We start from the raw sequence: 23783 nt of genomic DNA, 5'->3' as shown, positions 1-23783 counted from the left end.
ACATTTCAGATTTTGTCTCAGGCAGCAGGGCCGGTTATTACAGCGAAAAGAAGTGTTTCGCCAATCTCCATACGGGTTTTTAAAGGGCTATGCCTTTCCCTTCCGATTTTGCAGGTTTACAGGTCGATAAGGAACGGGGAGTTTCCCCCGCCATTGACGTCAGTTTCGGCCGTTTTCTCGAAAAAATTGATGGGGGCGAAAATCCTTTGCTTTTTGCTGCGGCCGCCCTCGTCAGCCGCAGCGTCAGGGAAGGCAATGTCTGCCTTGATCTAACCGCTGTCTCTCAATCTTTTTTTCCGCCGGATTTAGTCTTACCAACAATCAATTTGCAAAGCTGGCCGGAGGAGCTGCGAAAATGTTCTGTAGTCGGGCGTCCCGGTGAGGTAAAACCTCTCATCATTGACGGAGCGGCACGCCTTTACCTTTACCGTTATTGGGATTACGAGCAGCGGATAGCTTCCTTCCTGATAAAAAAAGGGCAGGAAAAATCACCACTTCAAACTTCTATCAGCCAAAACGAACAGGAAAGAAAAAAACTCCGGCAAAGGCTCGACGTCCTTTTTGCTGACGTCAATTCTCCTGGCTGTCCTGCGGCTGGCAGTGAACCAAAAAATACAGTTAATTGGCAGAAGGTTGCGGCGCTTTGCGTGCTTTTCAACAATCTGACCGTGATAACCGGTGGACCAGGCACCGGCAAGACGGCGACAATCGCCCGAGCGATTATTCTTCTTCTCGAATTTGCCCAGGGGAAATTGCCGCGGATTGCCGTTGCCGCTCCCACCGGAAAGGCCGCCTTGCGACTGCAGGAGGCGATCCTGGCGGTTGCGGCTGACGTTTTGGGAGAAGAGGGCCAAATTAAGGAGGGCTTGCCGAGGCGGGCAATGACAATCCATCGCCTTATTGGCAGCACCCCCCATTCATCCAATTTTCGCTGGAACAGCAGCAACCCTTTGCCTTATGACATTGTAATAATTGATGAAGCATCGATGATTGACCTTCCGCTCATGGCAAAACTGATCAGCGCCTTGCCGGTTCAGGCCCGGCTGATACTCCTTGGAGACCGGGAACAGCTTGCCTCTGTTGAGGCCGGGGCGGTTCTCGGCGACATTTGCGGCTATCGGGCGCTCAATGATTTTTCCGCTGATTTTATCTCAATTCTTGCTTCGCTGACGGAAACTGCCGGCACGGAATCGCCTTCTTTAGCGCCGCCACCGGTGCCGCTCCGGAATTCCCTGGTTGAACTCCAGCGTAATTACCGGTTTTCCGATGACAGTGGAATTTCCGCCCTGAGTCGCGCCATAAAGAATGGGGACGGCGCCGCGGCGCTTGGCATTCTCCAAGATATTGGCGATGTTTCTTGTTGCTGGTCGCGCATTCCCCCTCCCTCGGAAATGCCGCGATTGCTCCAGGACATAATAATCAACTTTAATGAATATTTTGAACATATTGATAACAAAAGTAAATACCATATGATATTAGATGTTTTTGCTCGTTTCAGAATACTCTGCGCGCTGCGCCGCGGCCCTTATGGCGCCCTTGAGGTCAATCGCCTCTGTGAGCAGATGATTTTACGGAAGAGGGGTGTTTCCGGCCGGGAAATCTTTTATTCGGGACGTCCGGTAATGATTACGAAAAACGATTACGGGATGAAGCTCTTTAACGGCGACATAGGTTTCATCCTTCCGGATATGGAAGCAGATGGCGGCCTGAAGGCGTTTTTCCAGAGCAATGACGGAGGAAAGCTGCGAAGTTTCCCCCCGCTTCGTCTGCCCCCGCACGAAACGGCTTATGCGATGACGGTTCACAAAAGTCAGGGATCGGAATTCGATAATTTGCTGCTGATTCTGCCTGATCAAGACGCGTCCGTACTGACCAGCGAATTGCTCTACACCGCTGTGACAAGATCAAGAAAAACCATTGCAATAAGTGGGAATGAGGATATTTTCCTCAGGGCTGTTGCGCGTCGCATAAGACGTTCCTCCGGCTTGCGCGACCAGCTTCTTGATGGTTAATCTTTCTTTACTCTCGCGTGATTCTTTCAATTCTCCGGTCTGAGGGCAGGATTTCCGCAGATCGTTCGTTATCAATTAAACTTGACAATTGGAGGTTAATCCATTAGCTTCCCTATATTACCGAGACGGGAGGATTATGATGATAGGTGTGCTGATCGCCACCCACGGAAACCTGGGGAGTGAGCTCATCAAAGCGGCGGAAATGATTCACGGCAGCATGAAATTAGTTGCCCATGTCGCCGTTGATCAGGATAAGGGGGTCGAAGAGATAAAAAAGGAAATCAGCGCCGGAATCAAAAAGCTCGATCAGGGGAAGGGGGTTCTTATCCTCACCGATCTCTTCGGCGGCACGCCTTCCAATCTCTCACTGTCGTTTCTGAAGGCGGGAAAGGTTGAGGTGGTAACCGGAGTTAATCTCCCGATGCTCCTTAAACTCAACGAAGTTCAGGAAGGTACGACGCTTGAAGAATTTGCCCATTCTCTCAAGGAGTACGGCATAAAGAATATTTCCCTGGCGAGTGAAATCCTCGGCAAAAAGTTTTCCGGATAGCGAAACTTGCATCATTCTTTGGACATAGCCCTGGTCAGGGTGGATAATCGTCTGGTTCATGGTCAGATTCTGGAAGCCTGGATTCCCTATATCAAGGCGGACTGCATTGTTGTAGTTGATGACTTGACCGCCTCTGATATGTTCCGGGAAACGGTTATCCGGATGGCAGTTCCCAGGGAAATAGCCGTAATAGTATGCAATGTGGAAGATTTTGTGAAGACAACCCCCTTCCAGACGGGCAGCGGCCATAAAACCATTGTCCTGTTCGGTGCGGTCGCCCCGGCTCGCAAGGCCTTCGAACTGGGGTTCCGGTTCGATAAACTCAATATCGGAAATATTTACAACGACTCCTACACCATCTGCTGCACCCCCTCGGTGCTTCTCAGCGAGAATGATATTCACGACATAACGTTGCTTCGTGATGCCGGTGTCCGAATAGAGCTGCGGCGCGTTCCCCGGGAAAAGCCGCTTGATTTTTTTGACGTCGTCCGCAGTATCAAAACCTGAAAAACAACAACGGCGTTGCACAAGCGCAGACTATCCGATTTTTTTAACTGATGAAGCGGTTTAAATGATTGCGAATGTTTTTATTACAGCGATAGTGGGCGGTTTTCTCTGTCTGGATCGAGTTTTCCTGCTGCTTATGATCTCGCGCCCGATAATCGCCGCACCGGCAATCGGCTTTCTGCTGGGAGATCCATATACCGGGCTCATCGCCGGCGCCTTTACCGAACTTTTCTGGATAGACCGGCTGCCGATAGGGATGTATATCCCCCCCAACGACACGATAACTGCGATCCTGATTGCCGCATCCTCAATCGAAGCGGCCCGGATTCTTGGCTCCATGCCTCACGGACTGCTTGCCCTTACCGTTCTTGTTTATGTGCCATTTGGCCATGTTGCGCAGAAAATGGATCTCTGGATAGTCAAAGGAAATGAAAAACTGGCAAGCGACGTCCGGAAAGACGTCCTTGACGGGAATGTCAAATCCCTTTCCCGCAAGCATCTCTTTGCACTGCTCAAGACATGGTTTTTTTCCACCGGGTTCATCTTGCTTGCCCTATTGGTCGGGATTCCGTTTATTGCTTTTTTATATCCATCCTTGCCGGGCTGGACGATCCGGGGGCTTGGTCTTCTCTATCCGCTGCTGCCGTTAATCGGCACCGCCGTCGCCATTAACTCCGTCCATGTTCGCGGGGTTCTCCCCATTTTTTGCGGGGTTTTTCTTTTTGCCGGCATTGTATTTTACTATTTTAAGGGAATTATCTGAGGTATGGCAGCAGAGACGATTGAAATAGACGGCTGTCTGGCAAAGGATATTGACGAAATAATGGTCATCGAAAGGGATTCTTTCTCCAGCCCCTGGTCGGCGCCTCTTTTTCGGCAGGAACTGGCAAACCCCGTTTCCCGAGTCCTTGTTGCCAGGCTTGTCGGCGAAGGCGCAAGAAACATTGTCGGTTATATCGTTTACTGGCTGGTGGCTGATGAATTGCATCTGCAGAAAATAGCGATCCACCGGGATTTGCGGCGGCATGGATTTGCTTCCCGCTTGCTCCAAGAGGCGATAAAGTCTTCAGCAGCGGCAAATACGCAGCGGGCAACGCTTGAGGTGCGCGGTTCCAACCTTCCGGCCCTTAAACTGTACGACAAGTTCGGCTTTTCGGTAAAAGGGGTCAGACCCCGATATTACGGTGATACCAAAGAAGATGCGTTAATCATGTGGGCTGATCTGCAAGATTAGATGCAAGAAGCGCAACGCACCATAATAAAAGGTGATTTTTAGATATTTTCGGCAATCCAGACGGTGTTTTGCAGTTGAATCAAGGCTTGAGTAATAATAATGAACGAAAATGCAAAAAATGTCACAATCAGCGCGGGACAGATAATCGGCATCTGCGACGTTGCCCCCGGCCATTTCCTGCTTTCGATTAAACTGCCGGGCTCTTTTTCGGCGCCGGTTCCCGGGCAGTTCGTCATGCTGCGCAACCTTGAAAATGGCGAAACCCTGCTGTCCCGTCCGTTCAGCGTTTATGGATTCCGAACAGAGAACGGGCAGACGATTCTTGAGCTTTTATGCCGCGTTGCCGGCCGAGGCACACGGTTGCTGTCGCGCCTTGGCGCCGGAGGGAGGGTCGGAGTGCTGGGTCCCCTCGGGCATGGCTTTACAGTTGATGCTGCCGTCAAAAGGATAATCCTTCTTGCTGGCGGGGTTGGCGCCGCGCCTCTCGCCTTTTTTCTGCAGGAGCATGTTCGGAGAGTGTCTCCCCTGCCGGTGACTGCCTTTTTGGGCGCGAAAACATCAGAGATTGCGACCATGCTGCAGGCGCGTTTTACCGGTTTAAGCGTTACCCACTTGGCGACCGACGACGGAAGCGCCGGATATCATGGAGCTGTAACGGATATGCTCAGTGAGGAACTGCAAACCTGTGATTATGAAAGCACGCAGATCTTGGCTTGCGGACCGACGGCAATGACAAGGGCGCTTGCCCGTCTTCTTGGGGATAAACCGATACGCTGCCAGGTTTCCCTTGAAGAGAGGATGGCCTGCGGTGTGGGCGCCTGCATCGGATGTGTCGTCGCAACAAAAGACGCTTACGGGGAGATGATCTACAAAAGGGTCTGCAAGGACGGACCTGTTTTCGATATCCGGGAAATCGTATGGAATCACCCCTTTTAATGGTTAACGCCAGGAAATTAATCGCGGAAACTTGACTGATGACGGACAATACAATCGACAGTAGGCGGGTAAAAATGGGAGTGAATATCGGCAGGCTCTTCTTGAAGAACCCGGTCATGACCGCTTCGGGAACATTTGGATACGGTGAGGAATATTCACCTTTTTTTGATCTGAGCCGACTGGGAGCGGTTGTGGTAAAGGGGCTTTCCCTGCGCCCGAGAGCGGGAAACCCGCCTCCCCGGATAATCGAAACCCCGTCCGGGATGCTCAACGCGATCGGCTTGCAGAATGTCGGCGTCGAGGCGTTTATCTCGGAAAAACTTCACTTTTTGAGGCAATTTGATGTCAAGGTGATTGCCAACATCTTTGGCGAAACCATCGAAGAATATCAGAAAATTTCAGCAATTCTGGCGCAGGCTGAGGGCGTGCATGCAATCGAGGTCAACATTTCGTGTCCGAACGTCAAAAAAGGGGGGGTGGCTTTTGGAACGGACCCCGCTGTGGCCGCCTCGGTGACAAAAGCGGTGGCAGCGGAAACAGACCTTCCCGTCATTGTCAAACTGACGCCGAACGTGACCGATATAACGCAAATCGCCCTGGCCGTCGAAAATGCAGGCGCAGACGCGCTTTCGCTGATCAACACCCTGACGGGGATGTCTGTGGATATTGAATCCAGACGTCCTCATCTGGCAAATATCACCGGCGGCCTCTCCGGACCGGCTCTGAAGCCGGTGGCTTTACGGATGGTTTGGCAGGTTGTTCGCGCCGTCAAGATTCCGGTAATCGGCATCGGCGGAATTATGACCGCCTCTGATGCCCTGGAATTCCTGATCGCGGGGGCGCAGGCAGTTCAAATCGGCACGGCCAATTTTATCAACCCCCTGGCGACGATGGATGTATTAAACGGCCTCGAGGACTATCTTGTTCGGCATAATATCGAGGATATCAGCGAAGTTATTGGTTCTCTGCGTACTTGACAGGGAACAGGGCGTTTCCCCTGTCTTTTGCAATGGTTGTTTCCTATATGGATGCAATCTCTTCGAGCAGTGATATCGCGGGCTTTCCGTCCAGAAACGGGGCTATCGTTCGGGAAAACTCCTTGAAATAAGACGAAGATGAGTGTGCCTGGATTGCTTCCATGTCCTGGTATCGCTCGGAAATGGTGAGGGTATCCGGTTCTGCAGCGTTGCGGCAGACGGCGTAGCTTACCGTTCCCTTTTCTTCTCGAACCTTTTTTACGAGCTCCTTGAATAATTCAGCGGCCTCATCCATTTTTCCCTCTTTTATTTTCATCTTTGCGATCAACGTAACCATTTTTATCTCCTTTTTTTAAGCGAGCATCCTGCTCATTTATGCTCTCCAAGATACTTTTCCCGGAGCAGACCGGAGAGCTTCCTTAAAGAACTGTAAGATTTATCAACTGTTTTTGCCCCGTCGGGATTGATCAGGGAGCAGGTCGCCGGCATCAGAATGCTCTGGGAAAGGATCTGTTCCAAGTCGAACCCCGATTTCTGAAGCTCAGCCCATAGTTTTTCGATCCGATGGAAGAGACCTTCCTCCGTTTCGATATCGAACTCTTCACGGTTGGCCGGCACAATTCCCCATCCCAACATTTTCCCGGAATCGAGAAATCTCTTTATCCCAGCACGGTATTTTACAAATATCTCACCTAAATTGTAGGAGTTGAAGGAGAGGATATCGATATCAAGGTTAAGAAGAAAATCCCAATCAGGGTTGCCGCAGAGGTGCACCCCGCGGGGGTGTTCGATCTGCGCAAAAAATCCATTCATGTCCTCTTTGGCGTGGTCATTCGAATAGCCCGACATCGCGCTGAAGATGTACTGTAGCCCCGGTTCATCGATGAAAAGAAAGGCATTGGGGTTCTTTTCCTTCAGTTCGTGAAGCTGGCAGTTCGCCTTGCGCGCCATGAAATCGAAGAGCAGGGAGCGGACCTCATCATTGTAAATAATGGATTGTCTGTTTTCATCGAGAATCGCCAGGCCGACGCTGACCGGGCCTTCTATTTGCCCGCGAATCGCCTTGTAAGATGACAAATCCGCTGCGAGAAAGCGGTGATAAGTTGCCGAATATTGAGGAGTAATACGGAAGAAACTCTCGTTTTCAAAATTGTTCAGCACATCCTCAAGCTCAAGATAAAACTTTTCCGTATTGAAATAAATTTTTGCGGCTTCCTGCTCTACGATAATGCCCGGGAATTTTTCCGTGGCCTGAACATACATGTCCTCGTAATAATTAATCTTCGGTAGTTGCGGCCAGAAGGGGATGTCAAGGCTCATCACAAGTTCCAGGGCGTCGTCAAGATATTTATGCGGGAGGATTCCCATTCCCGTTGTCATAAGATTGCCGGAAAACGGCAGGGCGCTCTTCATAAGCAACTTCTCCTATTTTTTCATATTGATGCTTCTAACCGCAAAGTTGGCGCTTGTCAAACCATTCTCCGTATTTCTTCGATTCGGGCATCCAGACGTTTTCGGGAGATGGGGAATGGTGTTTTTAATTCCTGCGCAAAAACCGATACTTTGTATTCTTCGATCATCCAGCGGAGTTCTTCGAGGGCGGTGAGCTTTTCTTCTGCAGAGGATTGCGGCATAGCCGATAGCTCCCTTGAAATATCCTCCAGCGTCCGTATTTCACCCCCTCGGCTGAGGGCCTTTTCCAGATGAACAGCGCCCTTTTCCGCACGAATAATCAGCGCACGGAGATAACGGACGATCTGTACAAGCCGCTTTTCATCGTATTTGATCAGAAAGTCGGTGGGGACAAGGCGATTAAGTTCATTGCGCAAACCAGCAAGAAAATTGAGAAAAGGGCGGTTGGAGCCATTGGCGGCTTCCAGCTTGCGAAATTTTTCAGCAGCCTCGTAGAGCGCCTTTATGACGGGTGCAGCAAGCTTGATTATCTCCTCCCCCTTTGGCAGAATAAGGGGTTGGACTTTTTGCGCATGCGAATAGAAAGCTCGCTCTGTGCGGATGTCAACTGCAAAAAGATCATTCAGCACCTTTTCATAGAGGGCGTTTTCCAGACTTTTCGTCCCTCCGAAGGCGGCAGCGGGCATTTTAAGCTCTCCGCCGGGGGAGAGGGACTTGTGCAGGGCGCGCAGCTCCTTCGGAAAATGCAGGGTAAAAAGTGCTTCAACACCCGAAAGGTGAAGGGCATTTGCCTCCCGGGCACTATTGAAGAGGCGCAGTGAAGCCGCATCGCCTTCAGCCTCCAGGGCAGGGTAGAGGACGAATGGTTTGCCGCCTTGTTCCTCGATGACAATATTTTCCGGAATATCCCCGAAATCCCATGTAATCAGTCCCGTTTTTTCCCAGACCGCGCGTGCCCTGGCTAAAGCCCTATCACCTTCAGAATCGTCATACTGTCTTTCAAAGAGAGAGAGGTCTCTGCCTGCCGCGACTTCCCGACCCTTGGCATCGACGACGGAAAACCGTAGGTTGAGCCTTTCTTCGACGTTGGCAAGCTGCCAGCATGAGGCGGGGACATCCACCCCGAACCGGTCATGGAGAAAGCGGCTAAGGGTTGAAAGCAGGCGACCCTCGCGGGGTATCTCTCGTAAAACTATGCCTGCCGTATTAGTCAACGGCATGAGTTTTTTGCGGTATTCCTTTGGCAGCGCGCGCAGCAGGGCGGCAATTTTTTCCTGTAGAAGGCCGGGCACCCCCCAGTCAAGAGCGGCTGCCGGCAAGGAAGAGACGGATTGCACCGGAATTTTCAGAGTTATGCCGTCCTCGGGTTTCCCGGGGGCAAAACGATAGTTGCACTCAAGTTTCCAGCCCGCTGCGGAAACTGAATCGGGATAGAGCCCGATTTCGTGGGAATCCGGTTCCTTGACCAGCAGGTCTTCCTCCTTCATCAGCAGGAAGGAGTCATCCCCACGGTCGCGCACCAGCCGCTGGAGCGTTCTGATATCGAAAATCCCCGGCAGGCGATCTTCATAAAAGCGGGCAATTTCCTCCTCGCCGACGAGCAGGTCGTGACGGCGGATTTTTTCTTCCATGTCGGATATTTTCTTGATCAACGCCTGGTTGCGGATCAGGAAGGGGAGGGGAGAATTTACCTCTCCCTCAACAAGAGCGCCGCGGATGAATATTCGGGATGCCTCTGCAGGATCGATTTTTCCGTAAGAAACCGGTCTGCCGGCGACGATTGTCAGGCCGAAAAGGGTAACCTGCTGTGTAGCTACAACCTCGCCGCGCTTCTTCTCCCAATGCGGGGCAAAATATGTATGGCGGCAGAGGTCTCCGGCCAACTCTTCAATCCACGCACTGTCTATATTGGCAACGATTCTGGCAAAAAGTCTTGATGTTTCGATTAATTCTGCTGCAACTATCCAGTTTCCGCCATGGTTGAAAAGACCGGAGCCGGGGAAGAGCATCGCCTGCCTTCCCTGAGTTGCCGTGTAGAGGTTTTTTTCCTTTTTAAAGGCGATATGTCCAAGAAAACCGCTAAGTATCGAGCGGTGAATGGCCATGTAAGCAGCAGCGCCGCTGCGATTTTCAGATGCGAGGCGGTTTTTGGGGGAGCCGGTTTTTTTGTCGGGGGATATTTTTCCTATCCCTTCGCCCGTTTCCAAGGGAGTGAGAAATTTGTTTTCCGTAAGGATGGTCGTGAGCTGAGTGTAAATATCTCGCCATTCCCGAATGCGGCGCCAGGAGAGGAAGTTGTCGCGGCATAATTTGCGGAGCCGGTTTTGTGACTTTCCGCCATCGGCGGCGTCGTAAACATGATCATATATCTTCAAGAGCGAAATGAAATCCGAGGCAGGGTCCTTGTACGGGGCATGGGCCCGATCGGCATCCTTTTCCTTTTCCAGCGGTCTTTCCCGCGGGTCCTGAATGGTCAGGGCGGCGGCGATTACAATGACCTCCCGGAGGCAATTCTCTTTTTTCGCCTCGATAATGATCCTGGCGATACGGGGATCGATCGGCAAACTGGCCATGATTTTCCCCATTTTTGTTAAATGCCAGGGCTCCCCATTGCCCTGCGGCCCCATCAAATGCTCCACCGCCTTGAGTTCCTGGAGCGTCTCCAATCCGTCCTTGATGCTCTTCGGGGCGGGCTTGTCGATAAAAGGAAAGGCGCTGATGTCTCCGAGCCCCAGGGCGAGCATCCGGAGAATAACCCCGGCGAGATTCGCGCGGAGGATTTCGGGGGGGGTATAAAGGGGCTTGGCCAGGTACTCCTCTTCCGAGTAAAGACGGATGCAGACGCCACTTGCGACCCGTCCGCAGCGGCCTTGGCGCTGATCGGCGCTGCTTTTGGAAATCGACCGGACGGGAAGCCCCGCGGTGCGGGAGCGAGGGTTATAGGTGGAGATCCTGGCGAGCCCGGTATCGATGACAAACCGGATGCCGGGAATGGTGAGGGATGTTTCCGCAACGTTCGTCGCAACAACGATTCGTCTTTGGATTGTCTGCTGAAAGACCCGTTGCTGTTCCACGCGGCTGAGTCGGGAAAAAAGCGGCAGGATAACGGCATCTTCGCCCAGATGTCCCTGCAGCAGTTCACAGGTTTCCCGGATATCCTGTTCTGTCGGCATGAAAATAAGGATATCGCCCCGTTCCTTTTTCTGCACCAGATCATCAACCGCCTGCACCGCACCCTCGATGTAATTTCCCTCGCCCTGCTCTTCGGAATCGCGGTCTGGGGGCGAGTAGCGTACCTGTACCGGGTACACCCTTCCGGAAACTTCGATGATCGGCGCCTTGTCAAACGCCTCGGAGAACTTTTCGGTGTCGATCGTCGCCGAGGTGATGATGACGCGCAGGTCATCCCGTTTCATCAGGATATTTTTTAAAATGCCGAGCACAAAGTCGATGTTGAGGCTTCTTTCATGCGCCTCATCGACGATGATCGTGTCATATCTTCGGAGCAGCGGATCCCTATGCGTCTCCATCAGCAGGACGCCATCGGTCATTATCTTGATTGCGGCGCCAGGGGAGGTGCGATCGTCGAAGCGTATCTTGTAGCCAACCGAACGGCCAACCTCTTCTCCCATCTCCTCGGCGATTCTCCGGGCAACGGCAATCGCGGCAATGCGCCGCGGCTGCGTGCAGGCGATCATGCCGGTTCGCCCCCGGCCCGCTTCGATGCAGAATTTGGGTATCTGGGTTGTCTTGCCGGAACCGGTTTCCCCAGTTACCACAATCGCCGGATTTTTTTTGAGAGCGGCGATAATCTCATCCTTCCGCTCCAGGATCGGCAGCTCCAGCGGGTATAAGAGCCGCGGCATAACAACGCGGCGGGCCGCAAACGGTCTTCGGTGTTCTTTTGACCGGGTTGATTCTCTGTCTGTTTGCAAAATCATTCCATTCCGAGCCAATTGCAAAACTCCCAACGCTGTCATTCCCGCAACGCTTCTGGGCGGGAATCAATTTTTTAACCATTTGAAATCATGGATGCCCGACAAAAGCACTCGGGCATGACACGGAGTTTTGCAATTACCTCATTCCTTTTATCGGTTGATCCTTTTCGCAACGATCTCATACCTGTTTCTGACAAGAAACTCAAAGCCGATTTATGTTTAAAGCAACCTTTCGCCCAGCGCGGTTTCATTCCCCTTGCAGATGGCAAGGTTGTCCGCTCATGGATAAAGCAAATTTTCACTTGCAAAGGATCGGGACACCCTTTATAAACCCGAAACGATCTAACGAGTTTCTATATGCGGAAAATCAACAAGCATCACAATAGTGAGAAGATGATGACTGACATTAAAAAAGATAACGTGGATGGCAATATTGGCGAAAAAGAAGAGTTGCAACCATGGTTATTCAAACACAATGAGCTGCTAAAAGCTATATCAACAGCGGTAAAAATCGATCAGAAAAAGCTCACTAATATTCTCAACTACAAACATTTCAAGGGTGAACATCTTAATCTGATGATTAGCCATCCATCTTTCCAGGATGAAATCCTTGTCAAACTGTTTTCGGAAGCTTGTTTAGGGGAGATTTTGGTATTCAGGTGGAGTCAGAATACTTTGACTTTATCTAATTTCGACCAGTATAAATTTAGCTATCTTGTTGTTTCTTATGACCAGTCAGTTATTCTTGTCCCAGTTGAAAGAGTTGAGGCTCTGGAGCAGGGGCTATCAATAGCATTGCCCGAGGCCAGTTTTCTCATAAGCGACAGGCTGTATCCACGTTTCATAAGTAAGGGCGTCAAGGCAGATTTGTGGCAAAACGGTTTCCAAGCTTCCGGTTCATTGATAGATTTTACCCCCAATGCATTTCGCGTCCGTGTCTGTGCTGCCCCTCCTTCTTCGTTTCGTTGGTTCAACAGCACGGTTCCGTCGCAGATCCGTTTGTACGAAGGGAAAGACATTTTTTATTCAGGCAATTGTAAGTCACTATACGAAAAACAGGAGGGTGCAGACAGGGAAATAGTTTTCTCAATCATTGATAACATGATCCAGAGATTCAGCCCGAAAGCCCTGCGAACTCCCCGAAGGCAAGGTTCCCCGCCCCTTCATGCGATTTTTGAGCATCCCTTTACAAAGAAAACAATCCAACATCCAATTTTCGATGTATCCACATCCGGTTTTTCCCTATTCGACCAATCTTCGGAGATTGTCCTGTTTACAGGCATGATCATTCCCCAAATGTCAATTTCTTATGCCGGCATTCTGGATATACGCTGCAAGGTTCAGGTTATCTATCGCAGCACTGAAAGCGATGGCGTTCGTTTCGGAATAGCCATTCTTGATATGGATCTGACAAACTATAGAAAGCTTTTTCAGATTTTGAATAACGCCAATAGCGCTGACGAAGGCATGTTGAATAAGGTAAGCTTGGATGAACTATGGGAATTCTTTTTCGATACCGATTTTATTTACCCTCAAAAATATACATTAATTCAAACCTTTAAGGATGAGTTTAAGGATATCTACAAAAGGCTTTATGAAGAGACTCCGGATATCGCCAGTTATTTTACCTACCAGAAAAACGGACATATTTACGGACATATATCCATGCTGAGGGCATACGAAAGGACCTGGATGATTCACCACTTGGCCGCTCGGCCGATGGGAGGAAGACCGATAGGTCTGGCAGTGTTGAAACAGATGATATATTATTTGAATGATGTTAGCCATTTGCCGTCGGCAAATATGGACTTTGTCATGACGTATTTTCGTCCAGGCAACAAATTTCCCGAGAAAATATTCGGCGGGTTTGCCGATTATCACGGCAATTTCCGGCATTGCTCTGTTAACCGGTTTGCTTACATGACATACCCGGTTGGGAAAACTCTTTGGGAACTTCCCTCTGACTGGTTTCTGAAAGAATGCGATGATTGTGATTCTTTCGATTTTCAGCAGTTTAACCGGAATAATTCAGGCGGTCTGTTTCCCTCCATCGTTAAACGTCTAAAAACCACAGAATCTCCATCTCTTGAGGAAACTTTTTCGGTATCCGGGTTTACGCGCGGATGGAAAATGTATATTTTGTACCATATAAACGCCCCCAAAGCTTTTATCATTGACGAAAAATCGGATATGGGATTAAACTTGTCGAATCTCTTGAATGGACTAAAAATTTTTGTTGCGGACGAAAATGTTAACCCCAAAATAATTTTTGCCGCTGTATCACAAATCAGAAATATTAAACCTGATGAAGCCCTATCGTTGATGATTTATCCGGCAGAATACGCTTATAAAAACAATTTAGGCTTGCATACTAAAGAGTACGTCTTGTGGATACTTGATATGCAATATGGGAACGAATTTATCGAATATCTTGGTCGTAAATTCAGAATAAGGCTGTAATGAAGGGAAAGTATGGTCGGTATGGGTGAACCACGGCTTTATAACAGTAGGATTATTTACACTTATCTCGAATATCTAATTAAATTCCGACCAGAGGTTGATATCCAGAAGCTGATCTCCGATTCCGGAATTGAGTCCTATGAACTCGAGGATGAAGGCCACTGGCTGACACAGAGGCAGGTGGATTCCTTTCATGACGCCCTAATGCTGCAGGCCAACGACCCCTCGCTGTTCAGGAAGGCGGGGAGGTACATGTCGACCTCCCAGTCTTTTGGTATAATCCGGCAGTTTCTGCTCGGGTTCATTACCCCGACGCAAGCCTATCTGAGAGTCCCCAAGGTTGCCGCTTACATGAACAGGGCAACTTCTTACGCAGTGGAAAAAACAGGTCGCAACAAGGTGGAGATAGTAGTAAAAATTTTGAACGGCGTGAAAGACAAACTCTACCAATGCGATAACAGGGTCGGCAGTTTTGAGGCTATTGCCAAGCTGTTCACCGGGAAACTGCCTTTGGTAGAGCATCCCGTCTGCGTCCACAAAGGAGGAAACAGTTGTGTTTATACAATAAGCTGGGAGGAGCCCGCTTATCTTAAACTGAGGCGGGCCAGGAATTATCTGGCCATTCCTGCGATAGCGCTCGCTATCGTCTGCGGTTTTCTCTACTCCCCGCTGCAATTTGCCGAATGCGCCGTCATCCTCGCCGGAATTCTGGTTGGTTTATCCTATTACAGCCAGATCACTGAAAAAAGGGAGCTCTATGAAAAAATAGAACGCCAGGGGGACACCGCCAACCGATTTCTCGACCAGATAACGGAGAGTTATGAAAATTCCTTGCTCGTTCAGGAGATTGGTCAAGCTGTATCAAACACCCTCGATATCGACAGGCTACTCGAAGTGATTGGAGAAACCCTGGGAAAAAGACTAAACTTCGACCGGGGCATGATCATGCTTGCCGACTCAGCCAGGACGAATCTCGTCTATGCGACCGGATACGGATACGCGCCTGAACTGACTGACGTTATGCGCAATACGAACTTCCATCTCAACAACCCCGATTCCCGGGGGCCGTTCGTAGCCTCCTTCGTCAAACAAACCCCTATCCTTGTCAGCGACATAAATGACATCAAACATAACTTCTCCCCGCGGGGAATTGAATTTGCCGAAAAACTGGGCGCAAGTTCGTTTATCTGCGTTCCCATCGTCTATGAGGGCATTTCGGAGGGGGTTCTCGCGGTTGACAATTACAAGTCAAGCCGGCCGCTCGGACAAAGCGGTGTCAACATGCTGATGGGGGTCGCAACGCAAATAGCGATCAGTCTCAATAACGCCAGGAGTCACCGCAAACTCAAGGAAAGCGAGGAACGTTTCCGCGCCCTGAGTGAAAACTCCCCGGATATCATCTATACGGTTGACAACAGAGCTGTGATTACCTACGTCAACCCGGCGGTGAAGGAAAGCCTGCGCTATTCCCCGGAGGATATTGTAGGAAAGCCGTTTGCCGACATTATCCGCAAAGAGGATGTCGGCATCTTTACTGAACTTTTTAAAAACATCATCCATGGCCATGAAACCATAAAATATTTTAACGGAAAGCTCTTGACAAGGGGCGGCGAGGAGCGGTTGTTCACGATCAGTGCCGCGTCCAACATTAATGTAACAGGAGAAATTACGGGAATAACCGGCACTCTTAAGGATGTCACCGAACAGCGCCGCCTTGAGGAGCAGCTCCGCCATACCTCGAAAATGAATGCCATCGGCAAGCTTACCGGGGGAATTGCCCATGATTTTAACAACATATTGCAGGCTATCGGTTCTTACGCCGAAATTTTGAAGCGCGGGAAGCAGGAAACTGACGCGGATTGGAAGTATCTGCGCAGCATTCATGAATTAACAGGCCGGGGCGCCGATCTTGTCAGGCAGATGATGATTTTCGGCAGAAAGATCGAAATCAGTTTGCGTCCTCTCGATTTGAACAGGGAGATCAAAAATAGTGCAGAACTTCTGTTTGGCACTTTTCCAAAGAATATCAATATAGACTACGATCTTGCCGACAACCTGCGGACTGTCAATGGCGATGCGGGGCAGATCGGACAGGTAATCCTCAATCTTGCGGTAAACGCGAAAGATGCCATGCCCGGGGGCGGAACGCTGAAAATCGAAACGGCAAATGTTGATCTGAAAAAACCTTTTGAATCTTCTTCGGTAAGGGTGATCCCCGGAAGTTATGTCGTTTCGCGTGTTTCTGACACCGGTTCCGGGATCGAACCAAATGTGCTCGAACACATTTTTGAACCCTTTTATACCACCAAGGCGGTAGGCAAAGGAACGGGGATTGGGCTCGCCGTTGTTTACGGAGTCATCAAAAACCACGGCGGCTATATCTTCTGTCACAGTGAAACAGGCAAGGGGACGACTTTTGAATTTTATCTGCCAGTCATTGAAGCTGCCGTTGCGCCTGATGAAAAAGAAGACAATCATCTTTCTAGCGAGAAGATGGGGGGAGGAGAGACAATTCTCCTCGTTGATGATGAGACTTCCCTGCTTGAAACAGGACAGGAACTCCTTTCCCTTGCCGGGTACGACATTCTTACCGCTTCCTCCGGGGAAGAAGCGCTGGATGTGCTGCTGGAGAAACGAGGGGAAATAGAGCTGATTATTATGGATGTGATGATGCCCGGAATGGGGGGAGGCAAGTGCCTCCAGGAGGTGCTGAAAACATATCCGGATATGAAGGTGATCATGGCAAGCGGGTTTATTGAGGACAAAAAAAAGAAAGAAATTATGGATTCAGGAGCAACTGCGTTTATTCGCAAGCCATACAGAATCGATGAACTGAATCAAAAAATCAGAGAATTGCTTGATGTTCGAGTTTAATTTCTGTAGGGTTTCATCCCTTTGCACATGATAAGCGAAGTATAGGTAAAACGCCGGGGATCGACAAAAAATCTTCTGAAATCATCTTTAAATTGTTCAATTCCGCCCGGATAAGCCCTGAAAAGGGGTTGCAGACGATCCGCGGTGACTTCAATCTTTTTTGTCCAGTTGAATACATCCGTTTCCTTGGCCTTACCGTAAATGAGGTGATGTGCCATCAATTCCACCTGTAAGTTTTCATATTGCCCGTCAAAAAGATAAGAATAGAGCTTTCGCCCGGAGAAGGTGTCGAAATTGTATTTTTCATCGAGCAGCGCCATCAGTTTGGGTAAAATGTCTTGCATCGGCTCGGGAAGTTCGTAATGATTGAGACAGTTGCAATCGAGATCGAGCAGGCAAAGCCATCCGCCTGGGTTAAGCAGAGATTTTAAATTTTCAACGATCGCTTTGCTTTCTTTGCGAAAATATTCAAGTACGAAGCGTACCCAAATTATATCAAATGTACCGATATCCCGTATAGGTTGTCTGAGGTCGCGGAGGACAAAAGCGATTCCCGACTTTCCACCATAACTGCTGATGGCGCCGGCAATGCGCTCCTCGGAAATATCCACGCCGACAACACTTCCTCCCGGCTGGACCATTTCGCGGAAAATATCCGTTGTCACTCCCGGCCCGCAGCCAAAATCGAGTACCCGCAGACCGGCCTTGATGCCGCACCAGGCGGCCTGTTTGCGCACCGCGTCCGGATCAGTTTTCTGACTGAGGCGCAGGGCCTCTTCACTGTTTTCCATCAGATAATCGCTTTTTGTCTGCATAATTTCTCCTTGATTTTCGCCTGAACAATTCAGATGAAATTGGCACGGCCCCCATAACACAACAAGCTTGCTGGAGACAACAGTAAACATGCCGGGATTCATGTTTCTTATCTGTTGATTTTAACCGGAGATTCTTCTATAAGTCTAAACAGTCCTCTATTCAATCGTCATAATTCTCGGGGAGGCTTGACATGCCGCTTGTCGCTTTTTATTTTCAGCTTCACCAGCCTTTTCGTCTCCATCCCGACGGCGATAAATTCCTCTGGGAGGAGAAGAACCGGGAGGTATTCATCAAGGTAGCCGACAAGTGCTATCTTCCCGCCGTACGGATGTTCGTGCAGCTTATTAAAGAAAATCCCTCGTTCAAGATCGCCCTGGGGTTGTCGGGAACCTTCCTTGAGCAGGCCGAACAGTACCGTCCGGATGTGGTCGGCGCGCTTCAGGAATTAAGGGATGCGGGCGCCAGCGGAAGCCAGGTGGAAATACTCGATGAGACCTATTACCACTCACTGACCAGTCTGTTCGAAGACCCGAAAAAAAAGGAGTTTCTGGCGCAGATCCTGCTGCACCGGGAGATGATAAAAAGGGTCTTCGGTATTTTTCCGACCTCGTTTCGCAATACCGAACTCATGTACAACAACGACATCGCCGGGGTCGTGGCCGAGATGGGCTACAAGGCGATGCTGTGCGAAAAGCGCGATGACATGTACCGAAGCGATGGTGAAGTGATCTCTCCCAATACGGTTTTCCGCGCTCAAAATACCAATATGATCGTTATTCCGCGCAATCGGGAATTGAGCGACGATATTGCCTTCCGGTTTCCTCACAATCCGCTCACCCCTGCTCAGTACGCGCGATACCTGTCCCTGATTGACGGCGAAGTGGTGCTGCTCGGATATGATTTTGAACATATTGGCGAGCATATCTGGGAGGAGTCCGGGATTTTTGATTTCTGGAAGGGTCTGCCTGAGGCGCTCAAGGATTATTCCAATATCGTGCCCGCGACTCCTACCGAAATTGCTGTTAAATTTCATGATGTTTCCTGTCCGATTGTCGACATCCACGGACTTTCCACCTCCTCTTGGGCGGATGCCGGCCGCGACACCTTCGGCTGGCTCGGAAACCCGACTCAGTATGAACTCTTTAAGGATATTGAAAGGCTGGAGAATCACGCCAAAAGAGCGGGGGGAGATCTTCTCAAGCGTTGGCGGCATTTGACAACCTCGGATCACGTTTATTTTCTGCATGAGCGGGTAGGGGAGGACCATGCCGTCCATGCCTACTTCAACCCTTACGGCGGTTCGATAGCTCAGCCCACCCATATTCTCACCAGGAAGATCGATAAACTTGAGGTTGCCGTAAAGCGCTTTGATGTGATCAAGAAACGGGAAAAAACTGCAATACTGATTATCTCTCCGGAAACTGGCAGACTGCCGGAGGATATGGGAAACCTCGCCCGTTTCATCTCCGGGAAAAGCGGCGGCCAGGGCGAGGTTGTTTCCGCCTTGTGCGAAGGGCTTACCGAACGGGGTTTGGAGGTTCACCTTGCCATCCTGAATCTCAAAAAGAGATTTCAGCGCGAATTACAGATGAGCGAGGTTCAATGGCGGGAGGCGCGCTATCGAATTGATCCGGAAAATATCCACTTGATCAGTTCCTCGCTCTTTGCCGATAACCTGAGCGCCTATTCCGGCGATCCGATTGCCACGGCGGCAGAATTCCAGAAGGAAACGGTAAAGAACATAATAAAAACCGTACGCGCCCAGAGCGGCAACCGCCTGCTCCTCCACACGCACGACTGGATGGCGGGAGGCGCAATAGTTGCCTATGCCAAAGCAACCGGCCTGCCCGTTCTGCACACTGTGCATAACATCTTTACTTCGCTCATTCCATTTGATCTTTTTGAGGGAATCGATATGGATCGCATCGGTGACCTGATGTACCGCTCCGAGAAGGACGGAAAGGCCTGTATAGACGCCCAGGCAACGGCAATAAAAAACGCGACGATGATCAATTTCGTGGGCGAGCGGTTTTTGCAGGAGGTCGTGGAGGATTATTTTTTAGACAGGGAGCTGGTGCCGCAAAGCGTCCGCAACGAGGTTAAGGAGAAGTTCCGGCATGGCGTCGTACGTTCTATCATCAATGCCCCTTCCTCGCTTATGTATCCCGAACATTGCGAAGCGCTGGTCCGAAAATATGGCCCTGACGACGATGTAATAGAGGCCAAACGGGAAAATATGCTCGAATTCCAACGGAGAATGGGATTGAGAGTTGACCCGGAGGCGATCCTCCTTTACTGGCCTTCCCGCCTGGATGCCTTTCAAAAAGGGGTGGAGCTTATCGAACAGATTGTTCAGAAATTTGCCGAAACGCATCAAGATGTGCAATTTGCCTTTGTTGGCGACGGAATCGGCGCCGATCGGACGCATGTGGATATTTTAGGGGGAATTGCCTGCGCTTCCGGAGGACGGATCGCTTATCAACCCTTTGATGAGGCCTTGTCCCTTCTGGGTTATGCCGCCGCACATGATGTATTCGGGGCGTCGTTGTATGAGCCGTGTGGACAGATTGACCAGGTTGGAAACATCTTCGGAGCGACAGCCACTAACCGCGACACCGGGGGCTACCATGACAAAATACATGAATTGCGGCTTCAGGAAGACGGAACTTCGTTTGATTTCGGCAACGGCTTTCTTTTCCATGATTATGATGCCGGCGGATTGTGGCACGGTCTGGAAAAATGCGTCGCATTTCACCGGCATCCAGCGGAAGTGCGCAGGCGGCATATCGTGACAATTATGCGATATGCGCGGGAGCGCTACAGCCTCGGACACATGATCGCCGAATATATAGCCATTTACGAAAAGCTCAACGGCGGGCGTCCGCTCGTTTAGCGGTGATGGAAAACCTGACGGGTCCTACGGTTTACAGACTTTTTCTGACCCGTACCGCGATTTCTCTTACCCGCTCCATCGCCTCCTTCTCGTCGATTGTCAGCAATTTTCTATTCTGCATGACCATCTTGCCGTTAATGAATACCGTATCCACATCGGCGCCTGCCGCCGCATAGACGATCTGTGAATATTCATTGTAGAGCGGGGTAAGGTGAGGCTCTTTGAGCCCGATTATAATGATGTCAGCCTTTTTACCGACCTCCAGCGAGCCGGTTTCATGCTCCAAACCCAGGGCGCGGGCGCCTTCGCAGGTTGCCATTCTTATCACGTCGAGCGCCGGCAGAGCGGTTGGATCAAGAGAGGCGACCTTGGCCAGCTTTGCCGCTGTATCCATTTCCCCGAACATATTCAGATCGTTGTTGCTTGCGCAGCCGTCAGTACCCAGGCCAACAGGGATTCCCTGTTTCCGCATCGCCGATACAGGGGCGATGCCGGAGGCCAGCTTCATGTTGCTTTCCGGATTATGCACCGCCCGGCAACCATGATCTGCAAAAATCCGGATATCTTCGTCGGTCATTGCCACACAGTGAAAGGCGGTAAAACGCTCGCTCAGAAAACCGATCTCTTCGAGAAATTTCATTGCCGGTTTGCCGAATTTCTCCTGGAGTTGATTAGCTTCCATTTTATTTTCAAGCAGATGCGTTGCATAAGGCGCTCTGAATTCATCGGCCAGCGCCTTGGCATCCTTGAGCAGGGAAGGGGAGCAGGTGTAAAGTGCGTGCGGTTCGACAACGATCTGCACCAGTGAATCGCCTGCCCATTTCTCAAGTAATTTCCGCGTGTATGACAACCCTTCTGCCGGCGTCTGAAAATTCGGCGAAGGAAAATCGAAAAGAACCTCTCCGACCAGACAGCGCACGCCCGCTTCCTTGGCTGCACGGGCCGTCTCATCCTCGAATATGTACATATCGCAAAATGTTGTCGTCCCGGAACGGATCATTTCCGCACAGGCCAGCATGCTTCCCCGATAGGCCAGCTCCGGATCAACATTTCTCGCCTCCGCCGGGAAGATGTAGCGGTTCAACCATTCCATCAACTCCATGTCGTCGGCGATTCCGCGGAAGCAGGTCATGGCGGCGTGGGTGTGAGAGTTTATCAGCCCCGGCATGATCAGCGAATCCCGGGCGTCAATCTCCAAATGTCCCGTAAAACGGCTTTTTATCTCCGCAACCGAGGCAACGGCGACGATATTTTCGCCCTCTATCGCAACCGCTCCCTCGGTCAGAACGGTGTTCATATCGTCCATCGGGAGAACCCGTCCTCCCAGAATAATTGTATCAACGATTGTCATAAAAAGCGCCTCCCGCCGCTGCCTTTGGCACAGGCAAGCGGAAAAATCAATCAAAATGCATTGAGAATGAAATTCTTGACACCATTTTCAAGAAAGAATATAGACAACACCCTTCAAGTTATTGCCTGGGTGGCGGAACTGGTAGACGCAAGGGACTTAAAATCCCTCGGCGCTTGTCGCTGTGAGGGTTCGACCCCCTCCCTAGGCACCAAAAAAATCAGGGATTTGCAGAGATTGAATCTGTTAATCCCTTTGTTTTTTTGCTCTGCGTGGTGTTTGCCATTTGAACGTTAATCAGTCTTTGGCCTAGACGGCGGAGATTTTGAAGGATAATTCCGAAAGTCACGTCATAAGTTTCTGTACACAAGCAGCAATATCGTTTAGGCATATCTACGACAATCCATAAACTGGCCCAGTTCATGGGAGGAGAATCGATAAGGATTCTGATTCACTGATAAAAGTCTGTTTAAGTGTGTGATGAAAGCGGGGTGACTCCAAAATAAACTCCAGCCAAAAAACGAGGTTTTAAACTTGAAGGGGCTTGATTAAACATGAAATCTTGTGGTACTGCCGGGAAACCAAGCAGCAAACGGAGCACAAACTTAATTGCAGTTTTTGATCGGTTCCGGAAAGGGCATCTGACAGGGCGCCAACCGTTCGGATGACGAAACCATTCATTCAATGATCGAGATGCATCAGCGATGTCCATTGTCAAGAAACACAATCCCTCTTATAAAAGTCAAAAAACACAGGCCGCTCATTACCTCCTTTTTGCACTCCTGTTTCTTATTTTTTATTTTCCGGCCATCGCCGGCATGGCTGCGAATACCACCTCGCTGAAAGAAATTACGGTCGTCTCGGATGACAATTATCCGCCTTTTATTTTTCGCGATGAGAAAGGTCATCTTCAGGGCATTCTGGTGGATGAATGGCGTCTCTGGGAAGAAAAAACGGGAAGCAAAGCAGACCTGCGGGGGATGGACTGGGATAAGGCCCAAAAGACGATGACCGAAGGAAATGCCTAGGTGATCGATATGATTTTCTTTATGGAAGAATCCGGCAACGTTAAATTTTATCAGCGACATTACCGAGCGCAAAAAAGCAGAGAAACATCTCGAAATTACCCTCGAAAGTCTCAGGAAGCAGTGAATACGACCATACAGGTCATGGTGTCGGCCGTGGAAGCAAGAGATCCCTATACGGCGGGCCACCAGATTCGGTCTGCGGATCTGGCCCGTGCCATCGCCACGGAAATGGGATTACCCGAAGAGAAAATTCAAGGCATCCGCATGGCCGGTTCCATTCATGATATTGGGAAGATATCCATACCTGCCGAGATATTGTCCAAGCCGACAAAACTTACAGACATCGAATTTGCCATGATTAAGGAACATGCCCAAAGAGGATTCGAGCTGTTGAAAGACGTGGAATCTCCCTGGCCGCTGGCGGAGATTGTCCTCCAGCACCATGAGCGGATGGACGGCTCCGGCTATCCGGGAAAGCTGAAAGGAGAGGAAATACTCATCGAGGCCCGTATTCTTTCTGTTGCCGACGTAGTGGAAGCCATGGCCTCACATAGGCCCTATCGTCCCGCCTTGGGCATCGATGCAGCTTTGGCGGAGATCGAGAATAACAGGGGAATATTTTACGACAATGCCGTCGCAGATGCTTGTCTCAGATTATTTCGGGTAAAAGGAGCCAATTGCAAAACTATTTGTCATTCCCGAATGCTTCTATCGGGAATACGGTTTTTCAAGCAGTTAGAACCAGATTCCCGCTTAAAATCATTGCGGGAATGACAGAATGTGAGAGTTTTGCAATT

The 23783-nt window shown here is 50.1% G+C and carries 17 protein-coding genes and 1 tRNA gene; 13 read left to right on the top strand and 5 right to left on the bottom strand.

The features are described from left to right. The first annotated feature begins 89 nt into the window (after window positions 1-89). From recD to K0B01_09880, 7 genes are all read left to right on the top strand, one after another. Complete coding sequence (gene recD, locus K0B01_09910; GenBank protein MBW6486449.1) at window positions 90-2012, top strand: exodeoxyribonuclease V subunit alpha; 1923 nt, start codon at window positions 90-92, stop codon at window positions 2010-2012. A 136-nt stretch (window positions 2013-2148) separates the two neighbouring features. After that, on the top strand, window positions 2149-2562 hold the full coding sequence (locus K0B01_09905; protein MBW6486448.1) for a PTS sugar transporter subunit IIA: 414 nt from the start codon (window positions 2149-2151) through the stop codon (window positions 2560-2562). Window positions 2563-2568: 6 nt separating this feature from the next. Further along, the gene (locus K0B01_09900; protein MBW6486447.1) at window positions 2569-3069 is read left to right on the top strand and encodes a PTS sugar transporter subunit IIB; all 501 of its coding nucleotides are present in this window, start codon (window positions 2569-2571) and stop codon (window positions 3067-3069) included. A 64-nt stretch (window positions 3070-3133) separates the two neighbouring features. Further along, on the top strand, window positions 3134-3832 hold the full coding sequence (locus tag K0B01_09895; GenBank protein ID MBW6486446.1) for a PTS sugar transporter subunit IIC: 699 nt from the start codon (window positions 3134-3136) through the stop codon (window positions 3830-3832). Between the two features lie 3 nt (window positions 3833-3835). Then, on the top strand, window positions 3836-4303 hold the full coding sequence (rimI, locus tag K0B01_09890; GenBank protein ID MBW6486445.1) for a ribosomal protein S18-alanine N-acetyltransferase: 468 nt from the start codon (window positions 3836-3838) through the stop codon (window positions 4301-4303). Between the two features lie 99 nt (window positions 4304-4402). Continuing rightward, the gene (locus K0B01_09885; protein MBW6486444.1) at window positions 4403-5239 is read left to right on the top strand and encodes a dihydroorotate dehydrogenase electron transfer subunit; all 837 of its coding nucleotides are present in this window, start codon (window positions 4403-4405) and stop codon (window positions 5237-5239) included. Window positions 5240-5277: 38 nt separating this feature from the next. After that, window positions 5278-6216: a dihydroorotate dehydrogenase gene (locus K0B01_09880; protein ID MBW6486443.1), complete on the top strand. Its 939-nt coding sequence runs from the start codon at window positions 5278-5280 to the stop codon at window positions 6214-6216. Window positions 6217-6259: 43 nt separating this feature from the next. Here the strand turns inward: K0B01_09880 and K0B01_09875 are convergent, their stop codons facing one another. From K0B01_09875 to hrpA, 3 genes are read right to left on the bottom strand one after another with little or no spacing between them, the layout of a single operon-like run. Next, a complete protein-coding gene (locus K0B01_09875) occupies window positions 6260-6553 on the bottom strand; it encodes an antibiotic biosynthesis monooxygenase (GenBank protein ID MBW6486442.1) in 294 nt (97 codons plus the stop codon). Window positions 6554-6585: 32 nt separating this feature from the next. Further along, a complete protein-coding gene (locus K0B01_09870) occupies window positions 6586-7629 on the bottom strand; it encodes a hypothetical protein (protein MBW6486441.1) in 1044 nt (347 codons plus the stop codon). Window positions 7630-7685: 56 nt separating this feature from the next. Beyond that, on the bottom strand, window positions 7686-11495 hold the full coding sequence (gene hrpA, locus K0B01_09865) for an ATP-dependent RNA helicase HrpA (GenBank protein MBW6486440.1): 3810 nt from the start codon (window positions 11493-11495) through the stop codon (window positions 7686-7688). 429 nt (window positions 11496-11924) lie between these two features. Here hrpA and K0B01_09860 point away from each other — a divergent pair, with 429 nt between their 5' ends. Beyond that, window positions 11925-14027, top strand: a complete 2103-nt coding sequence (locus tag K0B01_09860) for a PilZ domain-containing protein (protein ID MBW6486439.1) — start codon at window positions 11925-11927, stop codon at window positions 14025-14027. Window positions 14028-14048: 21 nt separating this feature from the next. Beyond that, on the top strand, window positions 14049-16901 hold the full coding sequence (locus K0B01_09855) for a PAS domain S-box protein (GenBank protein ID MBW6486438.1): 2853 nt from the start codon (window positions 14049-14051) through the stop codon (window positions 16899-16901). Here K0B01_09855 and K0B01_09850 read toward each other — a convergent pair. Then, window positions 16898-17716, bottom strand: coding sequence for a class I SAM-dependent methyltransferase (locus K0B01_09850; protein ID MBW6486437.1), 819 nt, complete (start codon window positions 17714-17716; stop codon window positions 16898-16900). The two genes, K0B01_09855 and K0B01_09850, sit on opposite strands and share 4 nt — an antisense overlap. Before the next feature lie 191 nt (window positions 17717-17907). Between K0B01_09850 and K0B01_09845 the strand changes: the two genes are divergently transcribed. Continuing rightward, the gene (locus K0B01_09845; GenBank protein MBW6486436.1) at window positions 17908-20610 is read left to right on the top strand and encodes a glycogen/starch synthase; all 2703 of its coding nucleotides are present in this window, start codon (window positions 17908-17910) and stop codon (window positions 20608-20610) included. Between the two features lie 31 nt (window positions 20611-20641). On the opposite strand, the gene K0B01_09840 is transcribed toward K0B01_09845, so the two are convergent. Then, on the bottom strand, window positions 20642-21961 hold the full coding sequence (locus K0B01_09840) for an amidohydrolase (protein MBW6486435.1): 1320 nt from the start codon (window positions 21959-21961) through the stop codon (window positions 20642-20644). Window positions 21962-22084: 123 nt separating this feature from the next. Here K0B01_09840 and K0B01_09835 point away from each other — a divergent pair. The 3 genes from K0B01_09835 (at window position 22085) to K0B01_09825 (ending at window position 23760) form a co-directional block, all read left to right on the top strand. Continuing rightward, a tRNA-Leu gene (locus K0B01_09835) sits at window positions 22085-22172 on the top strand. A 490-nt stretch (window positions 22173-22662) separates the two neighbouring features. Continuing rightward, complete coding sequence (locus K0B01_09830) at window positions 22663-22986, top strand: transporter substrate-binding domain-containing protein (protein MBW6486434.1); 324 nt, start codon at window positions 22663-22665, stop codon at window positions 22984-22986. 120 nt (window positions 22987-23106) lie between these two features. Further along, entirely contained in the window at window positions 23107-23760 is a 654-nt protein-coding gene (locus tag K0B01_09825) for an HD-GYP domain-containing protein (protein ID MBW6486433.1), read from the top strand. The last annotated feature ends 23 nt before the right edge of the window (window positions 23761-23783 follow it).

The sequence above is a fragment of the Syntrophobacterales bacterium genome (assembly GCA_019429105.1).
Classification (GTDB): Bacteria; Desulfobacterota; Syntrophia; order Syntrophales; family UBA5619; genus DYTH01.
Note: the sequence above shows the minus strand (reverse complement) of the source record. Positions and strands in the feature narration are given on the sequence as shown.

What these genes read in the sequence shown, in the direction of transcription:
- recD (MBW6486449.1), top strand. Translation starts at nt 90, where the DNA reads ATGCCTTTCCCTTCCGATTTTGCAGGTTTACAGGTCGATAAGGAACGG.
- K0B01_09905 (MBW6486448.1), top strand. Translation starts at nt 2,149, where the DNA reads ATGATGATAGGTGTGCTGATCGCCACCCACGGAAACCTGGGGAGTGAG.
- K0B01_09895 (MBW6486446.1), top strand. Translation starts at nt 3,134, where the DNA reads ATGATTGCGAATGTTTTTATTACAGCGATAGTGGGCGGTTTTCTCTGT.
- rimI (MBW6486445.1), top strand. Translation starts at nt 3,836, where the DNA reads ATGGCAGCAGAGACGATTGAAATAGACGGCTGTCTGGCAAAGGATATT.
- K0B01_09885 (MBW6486444.1), top strand. Translation starts at nt 4,403, where the DNA reads ATGAACGAAAATGCAAAAAATGTCACAATCAGCGCGGGACAGATAATC.
- K0B01_09880 (MBW6486443.1), top strand. Translation starts at nt 5,278, where the DNA reads ATGACGGACAATACAATCGACAGTAGGCGGGTAAAAATGGGAGTGAAT.
- K0B01_09875 (MBW6486442.1), bottom strand. Translation starts at nt 6,553, where the DNA reads ATGGTTACGTTGATCGCAAAGATGAAAATAAAAGAGGGAAAAATGGAT.
- K0B01_09870 (MBW6486441.1), bottom strand. Translation starts at nt 7,629, where the DNA reads ATGAAGAGCGCCCTGCCGTTTTCCGGCAATCTTATGACAACGGGAATG.
- hrpA (MBW6486440.1), bottom strand. Translation starts at nt 11,495, where the DNA reads ATGCCGCGGCTCTTATACCCGCTGGAGCTGCCGATCCTGGAGCGGAAG.
- K0B01_09860 (MBW6486439.1), top strand. Translation starts at nt 11,925, where the DNA reads ATGCGGAAAATCAACAAGCATCACAATAGTGAGAAGATGATGACTGAC.
- K0B01_09855 (MBW6486438.1), top strand. Translation starts at nt 14,049, where the DNA reads ATGGGTGAACCACGGCTTTATAACAGTAGGATTATTTACACTTATCTC.
- K0B01_09850 (MBW6486437.1), bottom strand. Translation starts at nt 17,716, where the DNA reads ATGCAGACAAAAAGCGATTATCTGATGGAAAACAGTGAAGAGGCCCTG.
- K0B01_09845 (MBW6486436.1), top strand. Translation starts at nt 17,908, where the DNA reads ATGCCGCTTGTCGCTTTTTATTTTCAGCTTCACCAGCCTTTTCGTCTC.
- K0B01_09840 (MBW6486435.1), bottom strand. Translation starts at nt 21,961, where the DNA reads ATGACAATCGTTGATACAATTATTCTGGGAGGACGGGTTCTCCCGATG.
- K0B01_09830 (MBW6486434.1), top strand. Translation starts at nt 22,663, where the DNA reads ATGTCCATTGTCAAGAAACACAATCCCTCTTATAAAAGTCAAAAAACA.